Below are 22,185 nucleotides of genomic sequence, written 5' to 3' on the forward strand. Positions count from 1 at the left end.
TAGGCAGCTTAAGGGGTTCATAGCCATTCCTTTGACCGAAAAAATATTGCCACTATACGGCGCACGAAGGCGCCAGGAAACTATCCCCGCCTGCAATCCTTAGCGTCCGCTTTGGGTTGTGGATTGCTGCCTGTCGCGAAGGGCTGCAATGCGTAATTCTCTGCCGATCACGGTTACGAAGCATGACGGTCAAATCCCATGTAACTGGTGGTCAGATGCGATGCAAATTATTGGTCAGGTCGAATGCAAACAGGTGGTCAAGTGGAGTGCAATTTCGCGCTCAAACGAGGCCCTACACCAACCGCTCAATCTTCTGATGCTGCCAGACCATTTTGTAATACAGCGTCTGCAGCATCAGCATGCCCAGATAGGCCACCGGAAACGCCATCCAGACACCTTGCAGCCCAAAGCGCGCATCCAGCAGATACGCCACCGGCAACTGCACCCCAACCACGCAAACGATCGAAACCGCCACCGGCACCAACACCGTGCCGCTCGCGCGCATGATGCCGCCGACAATCGCCTGAAAACCAAACACCAACAGGCTCCAGAGCATGATGTGCAACAGGTGTTCCGCCATCGCCCGCGTGGAATCATCCGTGAGGAACAGCCCCAGCAACCAGTGCGAGAGCAGATAACCCAACACCACCAGGCCACCGGTCAGGCACACGTTGATCAAAAGCCCCGTGCGCAAAATCGGCCCCATGCGCTCGATACGCCCCGCCCCAATCGCCTGCGCGCCGAGGATCGACGCCGTGATCGCAATCGACAGCGCCGGGAACTGCACGTAATTAACGATCTGCGTCACCGCCCCATACGCCGCCGTCGCCTGGGAACCGTGCTGGTTCACCAGCGCCAGAATCACCAACTCCGACAGCGATAAAACCACCATCTGCAACCCGGTCGGCAGCCCGATGCGCAACACCTTGCCGAGGATCTCCAGATCCAGGCGCATCGCCGCAAACATCTCCCGATCCGGCGCCAACGGATGCCCCTTGCTAATCAACCGCCACGCCAGCCACGCCATCGCCGACAAGTTACCCGCCAACCCCGCCCACGCCGCACTCTGAATCCCCATCGGCGGCAACCCCAACCACCCGAGAATCAACGCCGGCGTCAGCGCCAGCCCGACACACGTCGACACCACCAGCGCCAACAACGGCGACACCGTATCGCTCACCCCACGCAGCAACTGCGTGAACAACACAAACACCAACAGCGACGGCAAAATCCACATCATCACCTGCGCATACGCCACCGCATCGTCCAGCACATCCGCCGGCGTGCCCAAGCCCTGCAACGCAGGCCGCGCGAACACACTGCCCAACACCGCCGCCGCCAGCCCGATCATCGCCCCCAACAACAACGTCGAACCGGCGATAGCCTTCACCAGATGCGGCTCGCGGGCACCCCAGGCTTGACCGATCAACACGCCTGCGCCGGCACCGAGGCCGATGACCAGGGCGATGAAGAAGAACACGATGGGGAACATGCCCGATACTGCCGCTAAAGCCTGGGTGCCGAGCATTTGGCCGATGTAGATGCTGTTGATCGTGCCGGACATGGATTGGAGGAAGTTGGAGAGGACCATGGGGGCGAGGAATAGGAGGTAGGTTTGCCAGAGGGGGTTTTGGGTGGTGGGGGTTTGCATTGAGGTTCCGTCTCGGGTGGGGGCTGGCGTTTGGGAAATTCTACGCTATGGAACTGGGAACGACGCGCTTCTGTTTTGCGGATTTGGGAGGCATGAGTAATGTCTGCTTCCGGCCGATTCTGTTGAAAAAGTCGATCCGCCTAAACTGCCCGCATATTGACCGGTGAAATCGCATTTTTTGCACGCTGCTACGTGGAAATCTGAGCTCGGGAAGCCTCTGCGAAGATTCAAGATTTCAATCTCAGACGCTTACTTTTCTGCCATCGAAATCAAGGCCGACTTTTTCAACAGAATCGGCCAGAAGCAGCCATTCAACGTGTCTGATATATCAAGGGCGATTCAGATTACCCAAGTAGCGCTTAATCAATAAACAAAATAGCCCACATGATGTGGGCTATTTTTGTTTCGCAATCAACGTCGTAAGCAACAGGCGAAGCCGAGTGCAAGGTTTTGCGAGTCGCCGCAAAACACCGTGTCATTGGTGAGGTCAGTATTCGCAGCAGGTGGCGCAGCGGGGATGGTTGATCCCTAGCCGGATTGATAAGGTGACATGAGTAAGGCTTTGCCAAACAAAATCGGCAGATCCGGTGGCAGAATTTCTTCGGTGCTAGCCATTAGCTCATTTTCTGACCACCACCTTATTTCACATACAACGTCACGCTCCTGAGCGCTCCATCTTGCAGTAGAGCAATGCTCGGCACATGCATACACCACATAGTATTTTTCGACCGCGAGCACATGCTCTTCGTCCGGCATTTTCCAGAGGAACTCCTTGCGTGCGATGCAGCGGCCAACGGACTGAACGTCGAGACCAGTCTCCTCGTAAAGCTCACGCGCTGCCGCCGCCTCAAAAGACTCATCACCTCTCAGCCCACCACCTGGCGTGGCCCAGTAGCTCCTCCCCGCCAAGGCGCCGGCCTTATAATGGATCTTGAAAAGCAACAGTCGGTGAGAGGAACTGACAAGCAAAATCCGTGAGGCTGAACGTCGTCGTGGCATAACTCCCCCCGCTGGGTAGATGAGCGCTAGCCAATGACTTCCAACACTTCACTGCCCTTCATACGCCGAACTTCCACCACATAGTCAGCGATGTTGGGGACGGAGTAATCGACAACCAGCTCGACAACATTTTTGACCGGTTTGCCCGAACGTTTGACAGGGTAATCTGCGACTCTACGAAAGATCTCCGTATCGCGACGATGCGGAATTGGCCATGTGTTACCCGAGTTCATGTGGCACAGCCATATTTTTTCAGCATAGGCTGGGATGAATTCCGCCGAGTCCAATGTCAGAACATCGTGTTCGAGCGTGCGGTAATCACGAGCGCCAAGCAGACGATGCAGTCTTTCCTCCTCAACCCAGAAGAAGACCTTGTCGTTGATCAGTTCATACCACTGCCTAGGCGTTGTACCATTCGTTAGAGCTTGCAACAACCGCCTCTCTGGCATCGGCTTTTGATCACGAAGCACGATATTGGAAGGGTGGCCTGCCCTCACATCCATTTTCTGATCACGGTGTTCGCTTTCAAACCGAGCACGCTCGGCATCAGCTACCTCAAGATGATCAAGGACTGCGGTCGTGCTCATCAGTCCACGTTGTTGAATACTCCCCCACGCCCCAAGCTCAGCCATGTGGTAGACACGAGGGTAAAGCTCGATCAGCTTTTCTAAATTCATCAGACTCTCCTGCCAGAGCGTGCAGTCCAATTGCGTCGATCGATCAAAGATCGTAGGTCACTTGCATTTGGATCTCTGGAAAACCTGGTGTTTATCAGCGATACAGGGGCTTGGGAAACGCGCTCCAGCTCTTCCACGAATTTGATCGTGTCCGGGTGGAGCTGCTCGAACCTATGCGCCTTACTGTTCGTGGACTTAAGGTAATCCGCAAATGTCAGAACGATGTCGGTAGGAGCATTGAGCGCGCATGCTTTCCGGAACTGATCCCATTCGAACCAGCCGACCCGTCTGTTGCGACCAGTGGTGGACGTCTTCTCAGCAGCGTTTAACGCCTCAGCATCAAGACCCGCAAATTCGGCAATCTCGTTGAAGGTGGTGGGAAGCTTGAGCGTTCCAGACGTGTGGCCCTGGTCCCCGTCAGGATCGCCAACACGAATTGGCATCGGTCGAATGACCATAAGAATTTTGCGGATCCTGCTGGGTGATATCCCAACCTCCGCGAGGCATCCTGCAACGTTGGTGTCCCTGGAGGTCACATGAGGATAATCACCATGGAAAATACTCAACCCGCTACCTTGGGTGCCCTCCAATAGAATTGAATGGCCATTGTGGTAAGCCTCTTCCAACCTGTCTGATGTGGAGCCGTGATAATTTCCAGGAGTGCCGACATACGGACGCAACTCATCCACGTCCCGGGCAAGCCTAATCGTTGCCTCACCTCTACTCAGAATACGCCGTGCGGCCGCAGCTCCACTCCCGCTTCCGGTGGACGCTATGGTTGAAACCAGATGTCTCTTCTCCGTCTGAATGTCTTCATCTTCGATGATGGTGGCTTGGGGATCGATGAACAGCCGGTCTACGCCGATACCGCACTCCTCGATTTCTTTTAAAAGCCCCTGCAATCGGATAGTCATGCCAGGGCCGAGGAGCAGTCGTGCGGTCACGTCCCGCGCCCCTGACGGCAGATGATGATAAGTATAGGGGCCTGCGGAACTGGCCACGGTGTGTCCAGCGTTTGGGCCCCCAACACGAACCATGACATCGTATTCTCGAGCTAGGTAGGAAACTATATTACCTTTACCCTCGCTTCCGTACTGCCCTCCAATGAGGACATCCACACATCTAATTTCAGGCGGCGTAAAAAGATGCAAGCGAGCGGCTACCCGCACCAACGTGTCCTTGGAGTCCGAACGCTCGGTGTATATCCGAACGTCCGCATCTTCCTTAAGCGCGTTAATTTCCTCCGACTCCCTAAGTTGATTGACCTCGTCATAAGCCGCAGGATCGGTTTTGCCTTCTACTCTTTTCCCGTAACGCTCATGAAGGGTCTTGTCACTCGCGTAAAGGTGGACATGAACCAAGTTTGCCCCGAAGGCCTCTCGAAATTGCAAAACCTGTTCCAGCGTAACCAGATGATCTACGACCAATGGCCGGTCATCCTTCTGAGCAGCACATATCTCCTTTGTTTCGACTAGCATCCATTGGGCATGCTGAGTGTCGTCTAGCTCTCTTCGGCGATCCATCAGTGGTGGCTGATCCATGCTGAAATTCCACTCGGCATTTTGAGAGGCTCGACGATCGCGAACCACAACAAAGTTAAAGTCCTTTTCCAGCAAATGAGCCAACTCACTTTTGCCGCTACAGGTTTTTCCACTGATCACCACGATCTGCCGAGTTTCCATGCGCTACTTCTCCCAGAGTTCTATTATCTGACGTGCGATTTCAAAGACAGTAAGTGTTCCGGTATCGAAAACCTTGTCCGCCACACTTCCTAGCGAACGTGCACTCAGCTCATTGGGGTGTTGCACATTTGCTTGATATTCCGCGAGCTGATTAGGGCCACGCTCCGCGTATCTCTGCTGCAAAACGGACTCAGGCGCGTCTATATGTACGTGCATCACGTCCCCCGCGAAGTGGTGCTTGAAAAGCTCCACCTGTCTCGACTTGCGTACAGCGTCCAGCAACCAATTATCGACATCCGGCCGGGCGTTGATCGCCGGTCTGGCGACTGAGTCGATGACCCACGAAAAGTTAGTAGCCCTATCCAGACTGTCGCCAAGCTCTTGAAGCTTGTGACGATCAGGTACTTCGCCTTGGCCAACCAACTGCGCTCGCAAAAAAGAACTACTACTGATTGGGAAAAAACCAAAGTGTTCTTGTAGAACTGCGGAAACAGATGTTTTGCCGCTGGCCATCGGGCCACTTAACAGTAGTAGTCGCTTCACGTTTATAACGAATCCTTGTCAGATATATTCTGATGTCACATGAAGCGTAGCTTGGTTGTTCTAAAGTGATACGATTTTTTACCAAAGCTACCGCACCACAACCATTTCCTTAGACTCACTGCTCGGGAAATGTGAATTCTTGCCACCCCTACTCCTGATGGCGCTTCAGAAGCTCATCGGCTATCGAGATCGATTGGAGAGCACGGATATGTTCCGGGAATCGTTTCTTGGAGAGATCGTGTCCTTAGCTCGAAACTGTCCATCACGTCCTGTCTTCCGTCAGAAGTGAAACCGGGTCAAGCCACCGTCCTATACGTTGCCTGCCCATTTTTTTAAAAATCAGCCCCTATCAAGCCCATCAGAAATACCACGCAGAACTCCGCGAACGCGCCACACATCCGTCAGTTGAAAAAGGTTTGATGGGGCTTCATTCGCGCAAGTTATAGCTATCGCGTCTCCGAAGGTGCCTGCGCTTTCGAAGATTCTTACCTCTCTGCTAACAGGCGCTCCCACACGTTTCAGATATGCTTTTCGATCTCCGTCACGGCCAACTACCAACGCCACCAACTCACCACGTAGCACCTCCAAATCTTCAGAGCAAGAGATGCTGATGGGCTCCAATAATACCCAATCGTGATGACGTATTAATGGGTAACCACTGTTGTCAACAATGCGGGCAGCGACCAAAGGAGCATCTAAAGTTTCGCTGTTGTTGAGATGTCGAGCCTCACCAGCACCGGTTTGCGAGATTGAATCGTAAAGCACACCGACGATGGGCATTAGACGGACTTTATTTCGCTGCAGCACCAATGCAGGCGCTACTTTCTCGCTAACGGATTGTTCACAAGCGAGCATCAACTTGCTGATATCAGTTTTATCTGAGTGGTAACGTCGGGCGAAAATCTTATCGCTGTACAGAGCTATGACAGGTTCGCCGCACTTTGCTGTCCGTTCAATTGAGACGATCACCACTTGCCCCTGCCGCGCGAGAGCTCCAAGGGAATCACCATGGATCGCATAAAGTGCCACCGCCCCCAAAGACTCCAGCAAAAGCGTACCTGTGGGCTCGCTTGGCGAAACGATCGCTGCTCGGGTATGAGCGCTGAAGTCACCAAGTGCACGGAATTTCTGCTCCTGATGAGCTAATACAGCGGGTGCTTCCGGTGCTGTCGCGAAGAACAGATCTTCATCGTCACGAGTCAACCGGCCCATGAACCTTGCATAAGCAGCTCCGCAGCTTCGCAACAGCCGATCAACCTCTGTAAAACCTTCATCAACTACCCCTGCATCATGGGGTGTAATTTTTCGAAGGTCGTGGTGGGCTTGGTTGATCGTATTATAAAAAAGCGTACCTGGCTTCAACAGGTTACAACTCAGCAGCTTCTCGAAAGGAGGTTCCTGGAAAGGCAATTCTCCCGCATTCCGTGCGCTGGAGATGTGAGCGACTAGATCCGCGAGAGTTGGCTTGTAGAAAAGCATAGGGTCAGCGGCGAGTAAATCCCACAATCGGTTCTCGATATGCAGCCTAACGCGTTCAACGAACTCCTGGCTCGCCGCTACGTCATTGCAGTCGTCAGCCCATGCTTGGCGACGCTCGTTTACTTCTTCGACCGTGGGGGTCAGAGCGACTGTTAATCTGGACAGCGACAAAGGGCTGATCTGCAACATAGTCCATGACGGAAATGTGGACGAGCCTCTCGGTAGCTTGTCTTTCACCGCTGCGATGAACCGATTGTCGTTGGACGTGATAATGACCGCCATACCCGCTTTGACTAAGGCCGGGACTGCAGCTGCAAGATTCTCCGTGTTGATAGGATCAAAGAAAGTCTGAGGATCATCCAGCTGCAAAACCTGTAACGCACCAGCGCGTTCTCGGATGCGTTCCCATAGACTGAAAACGAAAGCCCAAACACATGCTCGTAGATGAGATGAGTTCATAATTTCGTGCGCCTGGACGCGCACCGTACCAAGCCCAGCGTATAGACCCACCCCTTGGGAGCGGGCTGGATCTAACCCAAGGTATCGCGGACCACCGTTATAATGAGGGCGGTAAATTAAATCGAGCCAAGCGGTTGTACGAGCCTCCAGCAGGTGGATCAAACCTTGGACTTGGTACTCAACCAATTCCGGTAAACGAGTTAACTGCTGTATTGCCTTGGCTGCGCGCTTAATAAGCCTGAGTCGATGACTCGCAACCACCCAGCGCTTACGAGCGTCTTCTATCACATCAATCTGCCGCGTTAAGGCAATTAATGGTTCTGAAGAAGTAATTGCTTGGTGCACTACCGATAACTGATGCCTGATCGGTAGGAGAATCAAATTGAGCGACTCGTCAAATTGGTCACCCCGCGAAAATGACCCGACTCCCAGATACTTCGCTAGAAGCGGTTGCATGACAGCCTCGACCGCCGTGCGTTGGACACTCAGCGTCACGACGTGTTGCAGATTTGCAAATCTACTGGCCAGCAGCCCCGTCGCAAGCTCCTTGGGCAAGCTGATAGGATCGGGAAGCTGTTCGGTCGGAATCGGATACATCTCAACGAGGCTGTCCCAAAGCTTACGTGCATTCTTCTGGATTGGTTGAAGATCTGTTGCGAAGGAGTGATCCTTGAGTGCCTCGCTGACATAGGCATTCTTGTAAAGATCAAAAACCGTGCTGCGACCCTTGTGGTCGGCAAAAAATTTCAAGTTATCCGAAAGAGATTCCAATAGCTCGCTCGCAGCGCCCTGCTGCCAATCAGCAAGTGACTTTGTAGCGTCATGATGCGCCTGAAGCCCCGCCTGAAGTGCGGTAGCGACGTCGGAGTCTAAAAGAGCGTCAGGTGGCACGTTGGCTAGATCTGAGCCGCAGACTGGGCAGTCAGAGAGCAGTTGATCTGGATGTTGCCGACGGTGCCACTGCGCAACCATTGTGTATAGCTGCTGGCGCGCCGCTTGCTCTTTGTTCTGCTGCCGCTTGACTTGATCGGCTGCTCGCAGCGCCAGCTCCTCAAGCTTGACGAGTAACGCATCGCGATCTTCGTTGCTGACTTCTTTGATCTGGTGAATGGTACGAAGAGAGGGAAGCCCTTTCAGAGCAGCGCCGGTCAATTGCTCTCTTGCCAAAGCGAGCTGGCTGAGCAGGGCCTGGCTACGCTCCGGCGTTGACAGTGAGATAGTGCTTCCAAGAATCGTCTCAATATCCGTCAGACCACTTGCTTGATGCTGGACGAGCTTCTCACGGACGACAGCGATCGAACTGCTGCAACTTAATTCAGGGCTAGCCTTGTCGGGGGTCAGTAAATCTGGCTCAGGGCCAAGCGTTTCACTCTGTACACGCCAAGCATCAAGAAACGAACCCTTGCTGTCTATGAAATGAATACGAGCAGTATCTTTGGCATCCGTGGCAGTGTCAGTGTCGTCCTTTTCCAAACGTCGGACGAGGCGTGGCAAACGCATGCCCAGATCCTGCAATGGTCGTAAACCTGTTAGCTGAGCGATTGCTTCGGCAAAACTTGTCTTCTCATCGAAGCGCATATTTGCAGCGATAGCAGGCATTAACGTACCGGCTTCGACCGCCCACTGTGGCAGCCCCAGATCGTCTAAGCCACTTACGCTCACGGAAACAGCCCCTTTGGGGGTTCGCTTCAACTCGCGCCGGACGGTCACGTTGTTTCCATTTTGATCCCGCAGATCCAGTTCCACCCATGTGTCACATGCGGGGCGATCGCCTAAAATCGAAAGATCTGACGCCGAAGGTAATGGGACGATCACGGGGAGAGTGAAACTGCTATTGCTGCCACTTTCGCCGTTTACTGAAATTACGTCGACAGTGATTGGATTGTGTACTTCAGATGGCTTGTGTTGAGAACGGTGTGCTTTACCAGTTAGGCACCACATGATCGCACTCTGCAGTGCAGATTTACCGGCGCCGTTGAACCCCCAAATGCAGGTAACGTCACGGTCAAGTCGAAGGGTCAAAACCTCAGGTGCTTTCCCGGCCGAGTCGCAGTGACGCTGAAGCCCTGCAAAGCGATGGGCTCTAAACTCCTGAATTCGCCAACAAGGACGCGAAGCACCAGCATTTGCTGTATGGCTACGCGTTACATGCGGTTGCGGCTCGCCAATGGCATCGAGTAGTTGATCGACCTCGCTAGCTGAAACTAATTTTGCCTGGGCCCAGAGATCGCGCCGACGTGCATAAAATTGCATTGCAAGGCGAGCGTCTTCAAGGTCTAGAGCAAATGTGCCGGCGCCCTGAGGGAGATTGATCGGGTTACCGGCACAAAGCACATCAACGATTTGATCTAGTGTGCAGTTCTCTAAATCCAGATTTTCGGTTTGCGTGGGAGGAGCAGCTTGCATAAGGGCATCCCTGGCATCAACGAGTGAAAGGCTAACGCTTTGGAGACGAAAGAACGGGCTCGTCGACTGACGCACTTAGAATAGATCAAAAGGTCGTGCTCGTTACTCGAGAAGGCTTGTTCACAAAGTAAGGTTTCAGGATGATTTCTACCAGCTTGCTCAAGCGAAAATGCGGATATTGCTGAGGGTTGGCACTTACAAAGCAGTGAAGGCATGTGTGCCACCTTTGATTTTTAGAAAAATACGACTGGCCGTTTATTGCCTGTCACCACCACCTCCAGCTTTGGGTTGATTCTGTTGAAAAAGTCGATCAGCCCAAACTGCCCGCATACTGACCAGTGAAATCGCATTTTTTACACGCTGCTACGTGAAATCTTAGCCCGGAAGGGAAGCCTCGGCGAAGATTCAGGATTTCAATCTCAGACGCTTACTTTTCTGCCATCGAAATCAAGGCCGACTTTTTCAACAGAATCGGTTGAAAGCAGACACGCGACGCCACGTGTTCCGGATTTCAATGCTTCCGGCCAAAGTAATCATGCCTGCTTTACATATAGGTCCTACACCAATCTCGGAAATCGCTCCTATCCCCACTGGAGCGAAAAACCCATAGTCACCCCGTCGCCCACAAAGCGACCAGGTTTGGCGACCTGCAGATCGGATCAGTCCTTCATTAATCTGATTCGGAGTTTCACCTATGGATAGATACATGCCCCTCACCGGAATCGACCTGATCCCGGCATCCCTGCTCATCGACACTCAAGCTCCACTCGACGTCCTGCAAGCCATGGCCGACTACCGCATTCGCACGGTCACGCAGGTGCTGGAAAACATCGCCTTCCGCGCCGAGATCGGTTGCGACACGGTAGTGCTGTCGGACTTTGCCAAACTGCTGGCCATTCCGTTGCGCGATGGCTGCGATTTGATGGATGTGATCGGCCGACGTTTGCGAGCGCAGGCGACGGAGTAAATGAAAACGGGCGTCTTTTGTAGACGCCCGTTTTGTTTGTCGTTGAGATGTCGCTCCGCCCATAGCGGACCGTGAGCGTGTCTTCTCCCGCTACACTCAAACGGAGCAAGGCATTACACATGGACAAGGAGCGTTATCACACAAGAATTATATCTGGCCACCCATGCCATTTCCCCTCTGTATATGGCCTAGTGGAGTATCCACTTGAAGATGCTTTTTTCAGTTTTTCGCAGTCAACCACCACGACGGAGCGCCACTATTTCTGCTCATCAGACTCCATTCAAACCGTAATCACACTCAGTGATGGCGTATTGCCAATTCTCAGCTATAAAACAGTAGATGAGACCTATGTTTGTCGTCCCATGGATCACTGGAGCGACAATGGAACCCCTCGGGGGTATGTTGAATGATGACCAAGCCTCTCAGGAGGAAACATGCAAAGGAAACTGCGTTGGAAACTGGTTAAAATGGGCGTACTAAGCGTACATCTGGTGTACAGCGCTTTGTGCCTCGTGCAGGCACAGCCGTATATCCCTTGGACGGATAAAGCTTCAGGTGAGACCTTAAGAACAACACTTGAGGCATTTCATAAGATAGGTGCTAAAGACCCGAGCGTAGCCAAAGTATTAGCAAGTAAACGTGAAAGTTTGGCCATAGTTTTCGTGCCTGGAATTTTAGGATCGGCTCTCACTGATAAAAACGGTCGAATGATCTATGGAGACCTATCAGAACCATCAACACTCATCTCCCGGCTTGAGCTCCCAGCCGACCTCATTGATGAAAAGGCTGAATCAGGAATACAACCCAAGCTACTACGCTCGTTAGGCCCAATGGACCTTTACGGAGAAGCGGTCGACACGATGCAGAAGTGGGCATCCGACAATCAGATTAAGTTTATAACTTGTGGGTACGACTGGCGCCGCGATCTCAGATCTGGCGCTCGTGACCTGGAAAGATGCATCAGCCAACAACTCGACGCAAAACACCGCGATCTTGTTGTTATTTCCCATAGTATGGGTGGTTTGGTGAGCTGGATCTGGGCTACGAAACACGAACATGGAGACTATTCCATCAACAGAAGATTGTTACAGCTAACGACTCTTGGTTCACCGCTGACAGGTAGTTGCGAAATAGTTCGGATGGTGCAGAGCGGGTACATTCAGCCAGAGCGAAATGAAAGTGTAAAAGCACGCAATGACTTCAAACCACTCAAATCTATTACGGAGAAATTTGTCGACGCGTTTGAGAACGGAGTTAGTGCCCAGTTCACTCAAGGCATTAGACCGCTTGTTCTCACTTGGCCGGGAGCGATCGAATTAAGTCCAGGCACACCTGAAGTTGCGGAGCAAATTTCGTGCGTGGGCGTACCCAGTGCCGATGAGAATCCTGTGGGCACACCTGAAACGAGCTACTACGACACCGCCTTCTGGGTACTTCCTGCAGGCAAGCAGATGCTCAGAAAGGGCAATGGACCGGACTCGTATTCTCCGTCTTCATCGCTTTTAAATGTGTTAAGCAAAGCGAAAGAGTTTCGGAATGGGTTCAAAGCCAAACAGCTACAGGTACCCGCTTGGGTCTACTATTCAAGGATATGGAAAGTTCCGTCCGAAGCCGGCTATCGGGCACCGTACATATCTGAGGCAAATGAATGGAGTACAGTCTGGGGAGACGGCCGCGTGCCCTATACTAGTGCATTGAATTCACCCGATACATACGTTTTTTCCCATCGGATGGGTGTTGAAAGCGTTCACGGAAACCTTCCTGCAGATCCAAATTTTTTCGACGATTACTTTGGAAATCGGCTACCACAAGCACTCGCTGCCATTTGGACGATAGACATGATGAAAGCGGCAATTGAGGATCCGAAGTGGATAGAAGTCTATGCCAAACTGCTTCCTTATGGAGCAGACATTTCGCAGATCCGCACTGCGATCGAACCGACAGGTGCGCCTGGTAAGGAATCTACTTTTCTTAAATTGGCACTGGCTTCGACTGCTAAGTTCAACTCCGAAGTATGCGAAGAACGTAGTGACTGCCCATCTTCATATGCGGCAGCGAAAGCAGCAGTAGCAGCCGCCCCGGCCGATTCCAATTTACGCACCAGGCTCGCACAATTTTCTGCAGCGGCTAGGCTGCTTGGAACGGAAGACTCCAGGTTTCCATATGCAGAGGGCAATAGAGGTCTGGCTCTCGCTCGAAGCCAAGATTGGGAGGGTGCGTCCGTCAGCTTGCAGCGAGCTCAAACCAGTCTTCAATCCTTTGGATTGAAAAAAAACTCTCCCTCAACGGCTGACATTCAATTTAATGACGTACTTCAACGCAACCTCGGTAGGTCCTTGATCGAAACAGGACAGTGCAAGGCAGCTGAGCCTTATCTTCGTGCCACGGCCGACTCTTGGCCCTACTCAAGGGAAGCATTAACCAAACCATGCAATGATCTGGAATCAGGCCTTCAATACTGTTTCGATACCGGCGACTACTGCCGAGCCTTATGATATATCTCCGCCAAGTGAGTGCTTAAGATATGGAATGGAAACGGGGCCCTGATAAGACGTCCTGCAAGCCATGGCCGACTACCGCATCCGCACGGTCACTCAGGTGCTGGAAAACATCGCCTTCCGCGCCGAGATCGGTTGCGACACGGTGGTGTTGTCGGATTTTGCCAAACTGCTGGCCATTCCGTTGCGCGATGGCTGTGATTTGATGGATGTGATCGGCCGGCGCTTGCGGGCTCAAGCAGCGGAGTAAATGAAAACGGGCGCCGTGTTGGCGCCCGTTTTGTTTGTCGTTGAGATGTCTGCGCTCATGATGTCGTCCGGTAAACACCACAAATCCAATGTGCTCGCGATGAGGCCAGCACATCCAACATTGATGTTGGCTGACACTACGCCATCGCGAGCAAGTTCGCTCCGACAGGGGTATTGGGTGTTTGGAGGATTGCGCTCGGTCAGGCGTTTGCCCCAGCGTAGACGCGACGCTCACCCGCTCGTTGCATCCATCGCTCGCATCGATAGTCACCATCAGCGCAATGAAGTTCTCATAAAAAATCCCCGGCGTAACATCCGCTCCATACCCAACCAATAACACCCGGAGCACACCATCATGAAACGCCAAATCCTTCTCAGCATCGCTTTCTCGGTTTTTGCAGTTAACGCTTTTGCCGCTTCCTCTACTCACCCGGTCGTCGCAGAAGGCGGCTCGGATCGTCTGATCGAAAACCGCGTAGCTGAAGGTGGTTCGGATCGTCTGATTCAAAATCGTACTGCATGAATGAGTGGCTTTACCGCAACACCCGACAAAAGAACCGGCCTCATCAGCCGGTTTTTTTTGCGTTTTTTGGTTAGACCGTCGCTTTCCGGCCAGGCGCGACCTTCAGGCAATGTTGGAAATGGCCTGAAGAAGTTGTGGAACTCAGGGGATCGAACGGTAGTCGCATTGATCGAACACGCGACAGGGCGCGCGCGATGCCCAGAGTATCGCCTGCCAACCATCATTGCCTTCGGGAGAACCCATTGTTAACTGTCTTTCTGCGTCAAATTTTCCGGTTAGCGATACCGCTCTTTTCCGTTGGCACTTCGTCCGCTGTGTTCGCCTGCCCGCAAGGGCAGTACCAAGTCTGCGTGGTCGCTTGTTTTTGTGCTCCAGGCTCCAAAGAGGAAACTGGGGAGATTTTCGAAAACATGAACCAAATAGCGGCGTCTGGATTGCAGAATTGGATTGTACAATCGCGCAACACCGCGGCAACTGGCGATATTCGGACAATCCCGCTGAATATCCGAGCCCAACTCGAACCCTACTATGATATCCAAGTGCTCGATTCGGCTCGCTACAAGGTAGGCGATGATGCGGAGCTGAACGCCGCACACACCATGCTGCAGAATCCAGATGTAAGTGCGGTCACCCTTATAGACATCATCGTCTTTCGCAGTCCCGATGATGCACTGAACAATGTCGCGCTGTGGGCGCATGAATTGAAGCACGTGCAGCAGTACCTGCAATGGGGCGTTCGCGAGTTTGCCACTCGCTATACCCGTGATTACACAACCGTTGAGGCGCCTGCCTACGCGATTCAGACCCAGGTAGCCAGAGCGCTAAGAGTCAGCGTGGCCCAGCCAGAGCCTCCTCGAAATCCTTGAGTTCAAAGGGTTAAACCTAGTTAGATTCAGGGACAGACCACGGTACTGATGCTGACGGGCAGCTTCTGGTAGGTAACAGCCCTTCGCGAGAGTCACCAACCGGCCAAAAGCGGTCATTTACAGCCCGAAAAAAGTGAGCCACAACCGTGTATGGGATATCTTGCCGGCCTCGAAACCGACTTGTATTCATGGAGGAAAAATTGCGGATTTACATTTCAGGTGCTTCGTGTGCGGGCGTGACCACTTTGGGTCAAAACCTCACAACTCTGCTCGGTGTACGACATGTCGATGTCGATGATTATTTCTGGATGCCCACCAACCCTCCTTTTACGACCAAGCGACCTCCCAGTGAGCGTGTGTCATTGATCCAGCAAAAGTTCGGTGACTACGATTGGGTTTTGACCGGTTCTTGTATGGGCTGGGGAGAAGCGCTGATTGCCGATGTCGATCTGATTGTGTTCGTTGTAACACCAACGCCCGTTCGCCTCGAACGGCTGGCCGCACGCGAAAAGGAGCGCTTTGGAAATCGGATAGCACCGGGTGGTGACATGCATGAGATACATGTGGCCTTTCGGGAATGGGCCTCGCAGTATGACAACCCGGACTTTTCAGGACGCAACCGGGCGTGGCACGAGGCGTGGCTATCAGAACAAACCGCTCCGGTCTTACAGATCGACGGGATGGACAGTGCTGAAAAGATGGCTGCGGATGTCATTCATGCGTTGTCGCCAGTATCGCAATAGCTCAAAACTTGGACGGCCGAAGCTCGGCTCTCAACACGCTTTAGTGATGTACGTTTTGGGTCGCTTTGTGCCACTTGCGACGGGCAGAAAACGGCCAAAAACAGACATCCCGTTACAACCCCTCTTGGGCAGCAGCTGCCTCTGCATGGGGCATCGAGGCAGCTATCCATACTTACGACCTAAGCCTGGAACAGGTTGGAAATCTTGACGTCCGGATCTACCTCAGCCTCGTAGTTCACCCCTTCGATCCCGAAACCGAAGAGACGCAGGAACTCCGTCTTGTAACCGACAAAGTCAGTAAGTTCATAAAGGTTATCATTGCTGACCTGATCCCAGAGTTGCTTGACGCGATTCTGGATTTCGGGAGCCAACTCCTTGTAGTCCGCGCGCAGGCGACCCTCTTGATCCATAACTGGAGAATGGCCGTACAAGCTGTCTTTGTAGAGCGCGTAGACCTGCTCGATACACCCCTCGTGTGTGCCCTGCGCTTTCATGACTTTAAACAACAATGACAGATACAGCGGCATGATCGGGATAGCTGAACTTGCCTGGGTAACCACCGCTTTCAATACCGAGACCCGCGCATCGCCCCCCAGCACAGCCAACCGTTCACGGATACCAAGGACTTTCTGATCCAGGTCCTTCTTGGCCGCACCAATGGAGCCATTCCAGTAGATGTCATGAGTCAGTTTTTCGCCCAGGTAAGTGAACGCGGTCGTTTTCGCCCCATCAGCCAAAACACCCGCTTCGTTCAGGGCATCGATCCACATCTGCCAGTCTTCGCCGCCCATCACGGCCACCGTGCCATCGATTTCGCTTTGGGTCGCGGGTTGTAGCGTGGTGTCCTTGACCACTTCCTTATCAGTATCCAGACCCCGCAAGGTCACCGCCTTGTCGAGCGGCTTGAGGGTAGAACTGAATACTTCACCCGTCTTGGGGTGTGTCCGGCGCGGTGCGGCAAGACTGTAAACAACCAGGTCGACCTTCCCGAAGTCGCGCTTGATAACGTCGATAGTCTTCTGTTTGATCTCATCGGAAAAAGCATCGCCGTTGATGCTCTTGGCGTAGAGGCCGTCGGACTCGGCAAACGTGTGAAAGGCCGCTGTGTTGTACCAGCCGGCGGTGCCGAGTTTGCCCTCATCGCCTTCACGTTCGAAAAACACACCGAGAGTGCTGGCGCCACAACCAAAAGCTGCCGTTATCCGCGCAGCAAGTCCGTATCCGGTCGATGCACCGATCACGAGTACGCTCTTTGGCCCTCCGGTGATCAATCCTTTCGTAGTAACGTAATCGATCTGATTCTTGACGTTGGCTTCGCAGCCAGTGGGATGGGTAGTCACACAGACAAAGCCGCGAACGCGCGGTTTAATGATCATAGAAGTTCTCCCTCTTCCAGGATGAGAGCCAACCTTGGCTACAAAGTTATAGACGCCTGGAAAGCTGGAACGTCACGATGGAAGATCTGCAGCGATTGGTGCCTCGCCAAGCAATGCTTGAACAAATCCTTCCTTCTGGCCATATGGCATTGGCCGACCTCAAGCCTGGCAAGAGACTGCGACGGTCTAGCCTCGACCGTTGCAGTGGGTGGTCAGACGTCCGTCTGTTCCGCCATTTCCAGGGCGTCGTCGACCTCGATCCCCAGGTATCTAACGGTCATTCAAGCTTCGTACGGCCAAGCAGGAGTCGCATTGCTCTCAGGTTCTTCGTCCTGCGATAGGTTAGCGATACCTTGGTTCTCCGTAGCGTGTGGGTGCCGTACATGGTTGGTGTGTCCTGCATCGGCAACCTCTCTACGAAAGTCGTTAGGTTCAGCGGTTGTTACGGAGTGCCCATTGGTTCGCGCAAATGGACGGAATCCGTGTGTCAGTCCGCACTTGGCCGTTTTTGACTATCTTATCGCCACCGGCAGTTTTGGGTCGGATAGCGACGGTCCGGCATAGACCGTCGCTGTGGATGGTCAGACTTCTGTCTGCTCTGCCATTTCTAGGGCATCATCGACCTTGATGCCCAAGTACCTGACGGTGCTTTCAAGCTTCGTATGTCCAAGCAAGAGTTGAACTGCTCTCAGATTCTTTGTCCTGCGATAGATCAACGATGCCTTGGTTCGCCGTAGCGTGTGAGTACCGTACATGGTTGGGTCAAGGCCAATGGCTGTCACCCACGCTTTGACTATTCGAGCGTATTGCCTGGTGGAAAGATGGTCTGAAGCGTGCAATCGGGTCGAAAACAAGAAGTCCTCGCTGTGGAGGTGTGCCTGATGCATCCACGCCTCCAGAACGGTTCGGGTTTGCTCAGTGATTTCAAATTGCACTGGGTGCTGAGTTTTCTGCTGCATCACGATGGCCCGCGACGAAACATGCTCCCCATGGGCGATGTCTCGGACTCGCAACTTGGTTAAGTCACAGGCACGTAGCTTGCTGTCGATGGCCAAGTTGAAGAGCGCCAAATCACGCGTCCTCTCCGCAAGCTGAAGTCTGACCCGAATGGCCCAGATATCTCTGACTCGAAGCGGAGCTTTCTGCCCGACAAGCTTTCCCTTATTCCAAGGCTGATGAGGGTATCTAGCAATAGTGTTCATGGCTCGTCCTCCACGTTGAGGGAGGACAAAGGTAGATCTGTCAAAACGAGTGGTGGTCGCTAGTCGACCCAAAGTGGAGATCATGTGTCTAGAGAATCCGGAGCCATCCACTGATGTGAAAATCAAATCCGGCCATGGGCTTTCGGGCGTTCAAACTGGCTATTGGCCGGCTCCATACGCAGCGGCAAACGAGCGGCGGCGATCATGAACTTTATCCAGTCTGCGCGGCTGAATGGTCATGATCTGTACGCATATCCGAAGGATGTTCTCACGCGCATGAGATTATCGAGTAGCTGCCGCGTAGACGGGCGCCTGTTTAACCACGCAAGGTCTTTTGGGCGGACGCTGACCGTCCAGGCCTGGCTACAAGGTTTTAGAAAATGCGTAAGCGATGGGTTTGAAAATGGAGGCAGGCCGCAGCTTCCGTTTCCCCGATGCTGACAGTTCAGTTGGAAGAGTTGCTCAGTTGCTGAAGCTCAAGTTGCTTGGCAGCACTGGCTTCGAGGGTTGCACGCTCTTCATCCAGATACCGATAAATGCTTTGGAGGTTGGCGATTTTCTGTTTGAGTTCTGCCATCTTCTTTTCAATTAGCTTCGCGCCGCCAGCACAATCGATCAGCTTGTTCCGCTGCGCATCCAGAATCTCGCCTATTTCCCCCAGGGAAAACCCCATGCTTTGCGCGCGCTGGATAAAGTCCAGATCCTGCAGAGTTTGCACTGTGTAAACGCGATAGTTGTTGGTTTGCCGCAGCGGTGAGATCAGGCCGATTTGCTCGTAGTAACGCAGCGTATGGCGGCTGGCGCCGCTGCGGGCCTCGAGTTCGCCGATTTTCATGAAAACACCGCTTGACTGTAGAGTTGGGTCGATAGTTTACGCTTGATTTCTCACCTTCAACAAGGAACAGGGAAATGAGCGTGGAGTGCTTTGTCACGGGGGGGACCGGCTTCGTCGGTCAACATTTGGTGGCATACCTGAGTGCAAAAGGTCACACCATTCGGGTGTTGATGCGTCGCCCGGAGCGACTGGCTGCGTTGCGCGAGCAAGTCGATAAGTTAGGAGGGTGCGCAACCCGGGTGTTTGCCGTAGCTGGCGATCTGGAGCGGGGCAACCTCGGGCTGAGTCTTGCTGACCGAGAAGTGTTAAGGCACGCCAGAGTCGTATTCCACCTGGGCGCCCACTTCGCATGGGGGCTTTCAGTTGAGCATTCCCGTGCGGTGAATGTGGAAGGGGCAAAGCGTGTGGCGCTGTTGGCGGCTGAGCAAAAAAGCCGTTTAGTGATGATCGGCGGCTACATGTTGAAAAATCATGAACATCTGCAACGCATCGGAATTGACCCTCGTTATCCGGAGTTGACGAATTGGCCTGCCGTCTACCGACATGTCGGTGGTTACGAGGGAAGCAAGCTGGAGGCGCATTTTGCGACCCTGGAGGTCATGTCCGCCAAGGGCGGGGAGATTACCGTTGTCCACCCTGCAACTGTCTGTGGCCACAGCCGTACGGGGCATATCCTTGACGGTCAGCCGCTGGTGGAGCTGATACGCAACCTTGTGCTGGGAAAGCTGACTGCAGTGCCCGGTACCGCCGAGCACTGGCTGCCACTGGTCACCGTGGATTACCTGGTTGAGCTGGTGGCAGTTTGTGCTTTTGATCCTGCCATGGTGGGCCAGGAACTGCTGGCGCTTGATGATCAAACTCCTAACTTGCGAGAACTCCTGATACAGGTGGCACAACCTCTGGGCTTAAAGTCTCCCAGGCATCACATTTCACTCCGACTGCTGAAGTGGCTACTGAGTATTCCTCCGGTCGCGTCGTTTTTGAATACAAAACCCGAAGCCTTGGACTTTATCCAGACCACTCGTTTTAATACAGCGGCGGTCGAGCAATTTGCCAACAGGCATGGAATAGCCAAACCGGATATACGTCAGTCTTTGCAGCACACTGCAACGTTCGTCAACTCATATTGCATAGCCAAGGGCCAGGCCCTCTGACCTCTCCCTTGGCGGCGACAGAAGGCGAATATCATCCTTATGGGCGACCCAGCGCTTATGCCACAATAAATACCGGGGTTGGCGGGATCTTCGTATCCTCAAACTTTGCGCCGTCGATACAGGGCGGCATTCTATCGAACGACAATTCAGCGACAGGGATCGTCATCAATGCAATCCACTTTCAGCAAAGGCGTCATATTTGCACTCTCCGCTGCGGCACTGAACGCAACGATCGGTGTACTCAGCAAAATACTCATGAGTAATGGTTTCACCGCTAGCAGTGTCGCTGTCATCAAGACCGTACTGGGTTGCGTGCTTCTCTCGATCTTATTGTTTTTCCTCAAGCGCTCGGCGGCGTCGACCAAATGGACTCAGGCGGCTATCTGCGCATTCCTTGGCATCTTTGTGCTGTTCCATTTCGAAACGTCCGCCTATCGACACTACGCTGCGGCAGGTGTGGTGGTGGTGCTGATGGCCAGTGCCTCAATTTCCTCGATCATTTTGGGGCGCATTTTCCTCAAGGATGCCATCACCGCGAACGCTACCGTGGGTGCCGCATTGGCTATCGCCGGTATCTCGGTGATCTTCGGCGGCGATCTGCAGCAGGGCTTTACCCTGCAAGGTGCTGCGCTCGCCTCCATGGCCGGCTCCGGCTATGGGGCCTTTTCGGTTGCCATGAAGCGTATGGGGGTGTCGGGGGGGCTGCACTTCACCCGTCAATTGTTGTTCTTTGGCAGCCTGTACTTGCTGATGCCGGCTGCGGCCGATGGTTTCGCGATGGGCGAACTGTCGCCGCTGGCGATCGCCGCGCTGCTGGCGCTGGCCACGCTGCCGACAATCCTGGGCTTTTTCTGCACCACCAAGGCCATCGAGTATCTCAAACCATCCCAAGTGCAAGCGCTGGAGCTGACCGAGCCACTGTTCGCCGCGCTGCTGGCGTTTGTGGCGCTCAACGAAGTACCGCGCGAAAGCCTGTACGCGGGAGCGGCACTGATCATCGTCGGCCTGTGTTTCTCCAATGAACTAATCCGCTTGGGCAGCAAAGCGTCCGTCCCTTCTACCGAGTGAGCTATTCCGGATCCTGACTACTTTAGTAATCAGTATTTTTGAGTGTTTTGAGCGACATACCGCTTCTGGCCGGTTTCCGCCCCTCACGGAGGGCCGCTATGGATCGTTTGCAGCCCTTCGCGACAGCAACAATCGGCCAAGAAACTACCGGTGGACGGAGCGATGACAAATGACTAGCTACGTTTCGTCTGATGACGGAATTGATCGGACACAGTGGGCTTTGCGCCCCTCTCAGCAGTTCACCTACTGGGGGGCTGCACCGACATGGGCGCGGCATTCGCCCACTACGCTTCATCCATTGCTGGCATCGATAGTCACCATCAGCGCAATGAAGTTCTCATAAAAAATCCTCGGCGTAACATCCGCTCCATACCCAACCAATAACACCCCGGAGCACACCATCATGAAACGCCAAATCCTTCTCAGCATCATTTTCTCGGTTTTTGCAGTTAACGCTTTCGCCGCTTCCTCTGCTCACCCGGTCGTCGCCGAAGGCGGCTCGGATCGTCTGATTGAAAACCGCGTTGCCGAAGGCGGTTCAGATCGTCTGATTGAAAACCGCGTTGCTGAAGGTGGCTCCGACCGTCTGATCGAAAACCGCGTCGCTGAAGGTGGTTCCGATCGTCTGATTCAAAATCGTACTGCATGAATGAATGGCTTTACCGCGACACCCGAAAAAAGAACCGGCCTCATCAGCCGGTTTTTTTTTGCGCTTTTTTTTTGCCCAACTACATCGTCAAAGGGATTATTGTCGATGCTCGCCTGAAGTAGCCGAGGCTGGGGTTTCGGCGTGTTGGCGTCTCATCAA

15 protein-coding genes and 5 pseudogenes are annotated in these 22,185 nt (G+C 53.5%); 10 read left to right on the forward strand and 10 right to left on the reverse strand.

Translation table 11 applies throughout. From position 1 onward, the window contains the following. Positions 1 to 292 precede the first annotated feature (292 nt). The 6 genes from F6R97_RS05560 to F6R97_RS05585 form a co-directional block, all read right to left on the reverse strand. Positions 293 to 1,651 carry an MATE family efflux transporter gene (locus F6R97_RS05560; RefSeq protein WP_315866208.1) on the reverse strand — a complete coding sequence of 453 codons (1,359 nt, stop codon included), beginning with the start codon at positions 1,649 to 1,651 and terminating at the stop codon, positions 293 to 295. 528 nt (positions 1,652 to 2,179) lie between these two features. Continuing rightward, positions 2,180 to 2,650 (reverse strand): NUDIX hydrolase, encoded by a 471-nt coding sequence (locus F6R97_RS05565; RefSeq protein ID WP_315866209.1) that lies wholly within the window; start codon positions 2,648 to 2,650, stop codon positions 2,180 to 2,182. 26 nt (positions 2,651 to 2,676) lie between these two features. Next, the gene (locus tag F6R97_RS05570) at positions 2,677 to 3,327 is read right to left on the reverse strand and encodes a DUF7002 family protein (protein ID WP_315866210.1); all 651 of its coding nucleotides are present in this window, start codon (positions 3,325 to 3,327) and stop codon (positions 2,677 to 2,679) included. Continuing rightward, positions 3,327 to 5,009, reverse strand: coding sequence for an adenylosuccinate synthetase (locus tag F6R97_RS05575; RefSeq protein ID WP_315866211.1), 1,683 nt, complete (start codon positions 5,007 to 5,009; stop codon positions 3,327 to 3,329). Before F6R97_RS05575 ends, F6R97_RS05570 begins: the two co-directional genes overlap by 1 nt. A gap of 3 nt (positions 5,010 to 5,012) precedes the next feature. Next, a complete protein-coding gene (locus F6R97_RS05580) occupies positions 5,013 to 5,552 on the reverse strand; it encodes an AAA family ATPase (protein WP_315866212.1) in 540 nt (179 codons plus the stop codon). A gap of 339 nt (positions 5,553 to 5,891) precedes the next feature. Next, positions 5,892 to 9,896: an ATP-binding protein gene (locus tag F6R97_RS05585; RefSeq protein WP_315866213.1), complete on the reverse strand. Its 4,005-nt coding sequence runs from the start codon at positions 9,894 to 9,896 to the stop codon at positions 5,892 to 5,894. Positions 9,897 to 10,590: 694 nt separating this feature from the next. On the opposite strand from F6R97_RS05585, the gene F6R97_RS05590 reads away from it, so the two are divergent. From F6R97_RS05590 to F6R97_RS05615, 6 genes and pseudogenes are all read left to right on the forward strand, one after another. Beyond that, positions 10,591 to 10,863 (forward strand): hypothetical protein, encoded by a 273-nt coding sequence (locus F6R97_RS05590; RefSeq protein WP_315866214.1) that lies wholly within the window; start codon positions 10,591 to 10,593, stop codon positions 10,861 to 10,863. A 434-nt stretch (positions 10,864 to 11,297) separates the two neighbouring features. Beyond that, positions 11,298 to 13,358: a lipase/acyltransferase domain-containing protein gene (locus F6R97_RS05595; RefSeq protein ID WP_315866215.1), complete on the forward strand. Its 2,061-nt coding sequence runs from the start codon at positions 11,298 to 11,300 to the stop codon at positions 13,356 to 13,358. A gap of 55 nt (positions 13,359 to 13,413) precedes the next feature. After that, positions 13,414 to 13,611: pseudogene (locus F6R97_RS05600) on the forward strand (hypothetical protein); the annotation flags it as partial. A 354-nt stretch (positions 13,612 to 13,965) separates the two neighbouring features. Next, positions 13,966 to 14,130: pseudogene (locus F6R97_RS05605) on the forward strand (phage infection protein); the annotation flags it as partial. A gap of 245 nt (positions 14,131 to 14,375) precedes the next feature. Next, a complete protein-coding gene (locus tag F6R97_RS05610; protein ID WP_231669688.1) occupies positions 14,376 to 14,999 on the forward strand; it encodes a DUF4157 domain-containing protein in 624 nt (207 codons plus the stop codon). Positions 15,000 to 15,199: 200 nt separating this feature from the next. Next, the gene (locus F6R97_RS05615) at positions 15,200 to 15,742 is read left to right on the forward strand and encodes an adenylate kinase (protein WP_315866304.1); all 543 of its coding nucleotides are present in this window, start codon (positions 15,200 to 15,202) and stop codon (positions 15,740 to 15,742) included. Positions 15,743 to 15,921: 179 nt separating this feature from the next. On the opposite strand, the gene fabV is transcribed toward F6R97_RS05615, so the two are convergent. The 3 genes and pseudogenes from fabV to F6R97_RS05630 all read right to left on the reverse strand — a co-directional run bounded on the left by fabV (position 15,922) and on the right by F6R97_RS05630 (position 18,320). After that, positions 15,922 to 17,118 carry an enoyl-ACP reductase FabV gene (fabV, locus tag F6R97_RS05620; RefSeq protein WP_315866216.1) on the reverse strand — a complete coding sequence of 399 codons (1,197 nt, stop codon included), beginning with the start codon at positions 17,116 to 17,118 and terminating at the stop codon, positions 15,922 to 15,924. A 212-nt stretch (positions 17,119 to 17,330) separates the two neighbouring features. Next, positions 17,331 to 17,509 (reverse strand): annotated as a pseudogene (locus tag F6R97_RS05625) (integrase); the annotation flags it as partial. Between the two features lie 190 nt (positions 17,510 to 17,699). Beyond that, positions 17,700 to 18,320, reverse strand: a complete 621-nt coding sequence (locus F6R97_RS05630) for a tyrosine-type recombinase/integrase (protein WP_315866217.1) — start codon at positions 18,318 to 18,320, stop codon at positions 17,700 to 17,702. A gap of 117 nt (positions 18,321 to 18,437) precedes the next feature. Between F6R97_RS05630 and F6R97_RS05635 the strand changes: the two are divergent. After that, positions 18,438 to 18,599: pseudogene (locus F6R97_RS05635) on the forward strand (IS66 family transposase); the annotation flags it as partial. Between the two features lie 166 nt (positions 18,600 to 18,765). Here the strand turns inward: F6R97_RS05635 and F6R97_RS05640 are convergent. Then, positions 18,766 to 19,155: a MerR family transcriptional regulator gene (locus tag F6R97_RS05640; RefSeq protein ID WP_315866218.1), complete on the reverse strand. Its 390-nt coding sequence runs from the start codon at positions 19,153 to 19,155 to the stop codon at positions 18,766 to 18,768. Between the two features lie 74 nt (positions 19,156 to 19,229). Here F6R97_RS05640 and F6R97_RS05645 point away from each other — a divergent pair, with 74 nt between their 5' ends. The 3 genes and pseudogenes from F6R97_RS05645 to F6R97_RS05655 form a co-directional block, all read left to right on the forward strand. Beyond that, a complete protein-coding gene (locus F6R97_RS05645) occupies positions 19,230 to 20,309 on the forward strand; it encodes an SDR family oxidoreductase (protein WP_315866219.1) in 1,080 nt (359 codons plus the stop codon). A gap of 168 nt (positions 20,310 to 20,477) precedes the next feature. Then, the gene (locus F6R97_RS05650; protein WP_315866220.1) at positions 20,478 to 21,377 is read left to right on the forward strand and encodes a DMT family transporter; all 900 of its coding nucleotides are present in this window, start codon (positions 20,478 to 20,480) and stop codon (positions 21,375 to 21,377) included. Positions 21,378 to 21,780: 403 nt separating this feature from the next. Continuing rightward, a pseudogene (locus tag F6R97_RS05655) lies at positions 21,781 to 22,023 on the forward strand (phage infection protein); the annotation flags it as partial. Positions 22,024 to 22,185: the final 162 nt, after the last annotated feature.

This window comes from Pseudomonas sp. JV414 (genome assembly GCF_032424305.1).
Classification (GTDB): Bacteria; Pseudomonadota; Gammaproteobacteria; order Pseudomonadales; family Pseudomonadaceae; genus Aquipseudomonas; species Aquipseudomonas lini.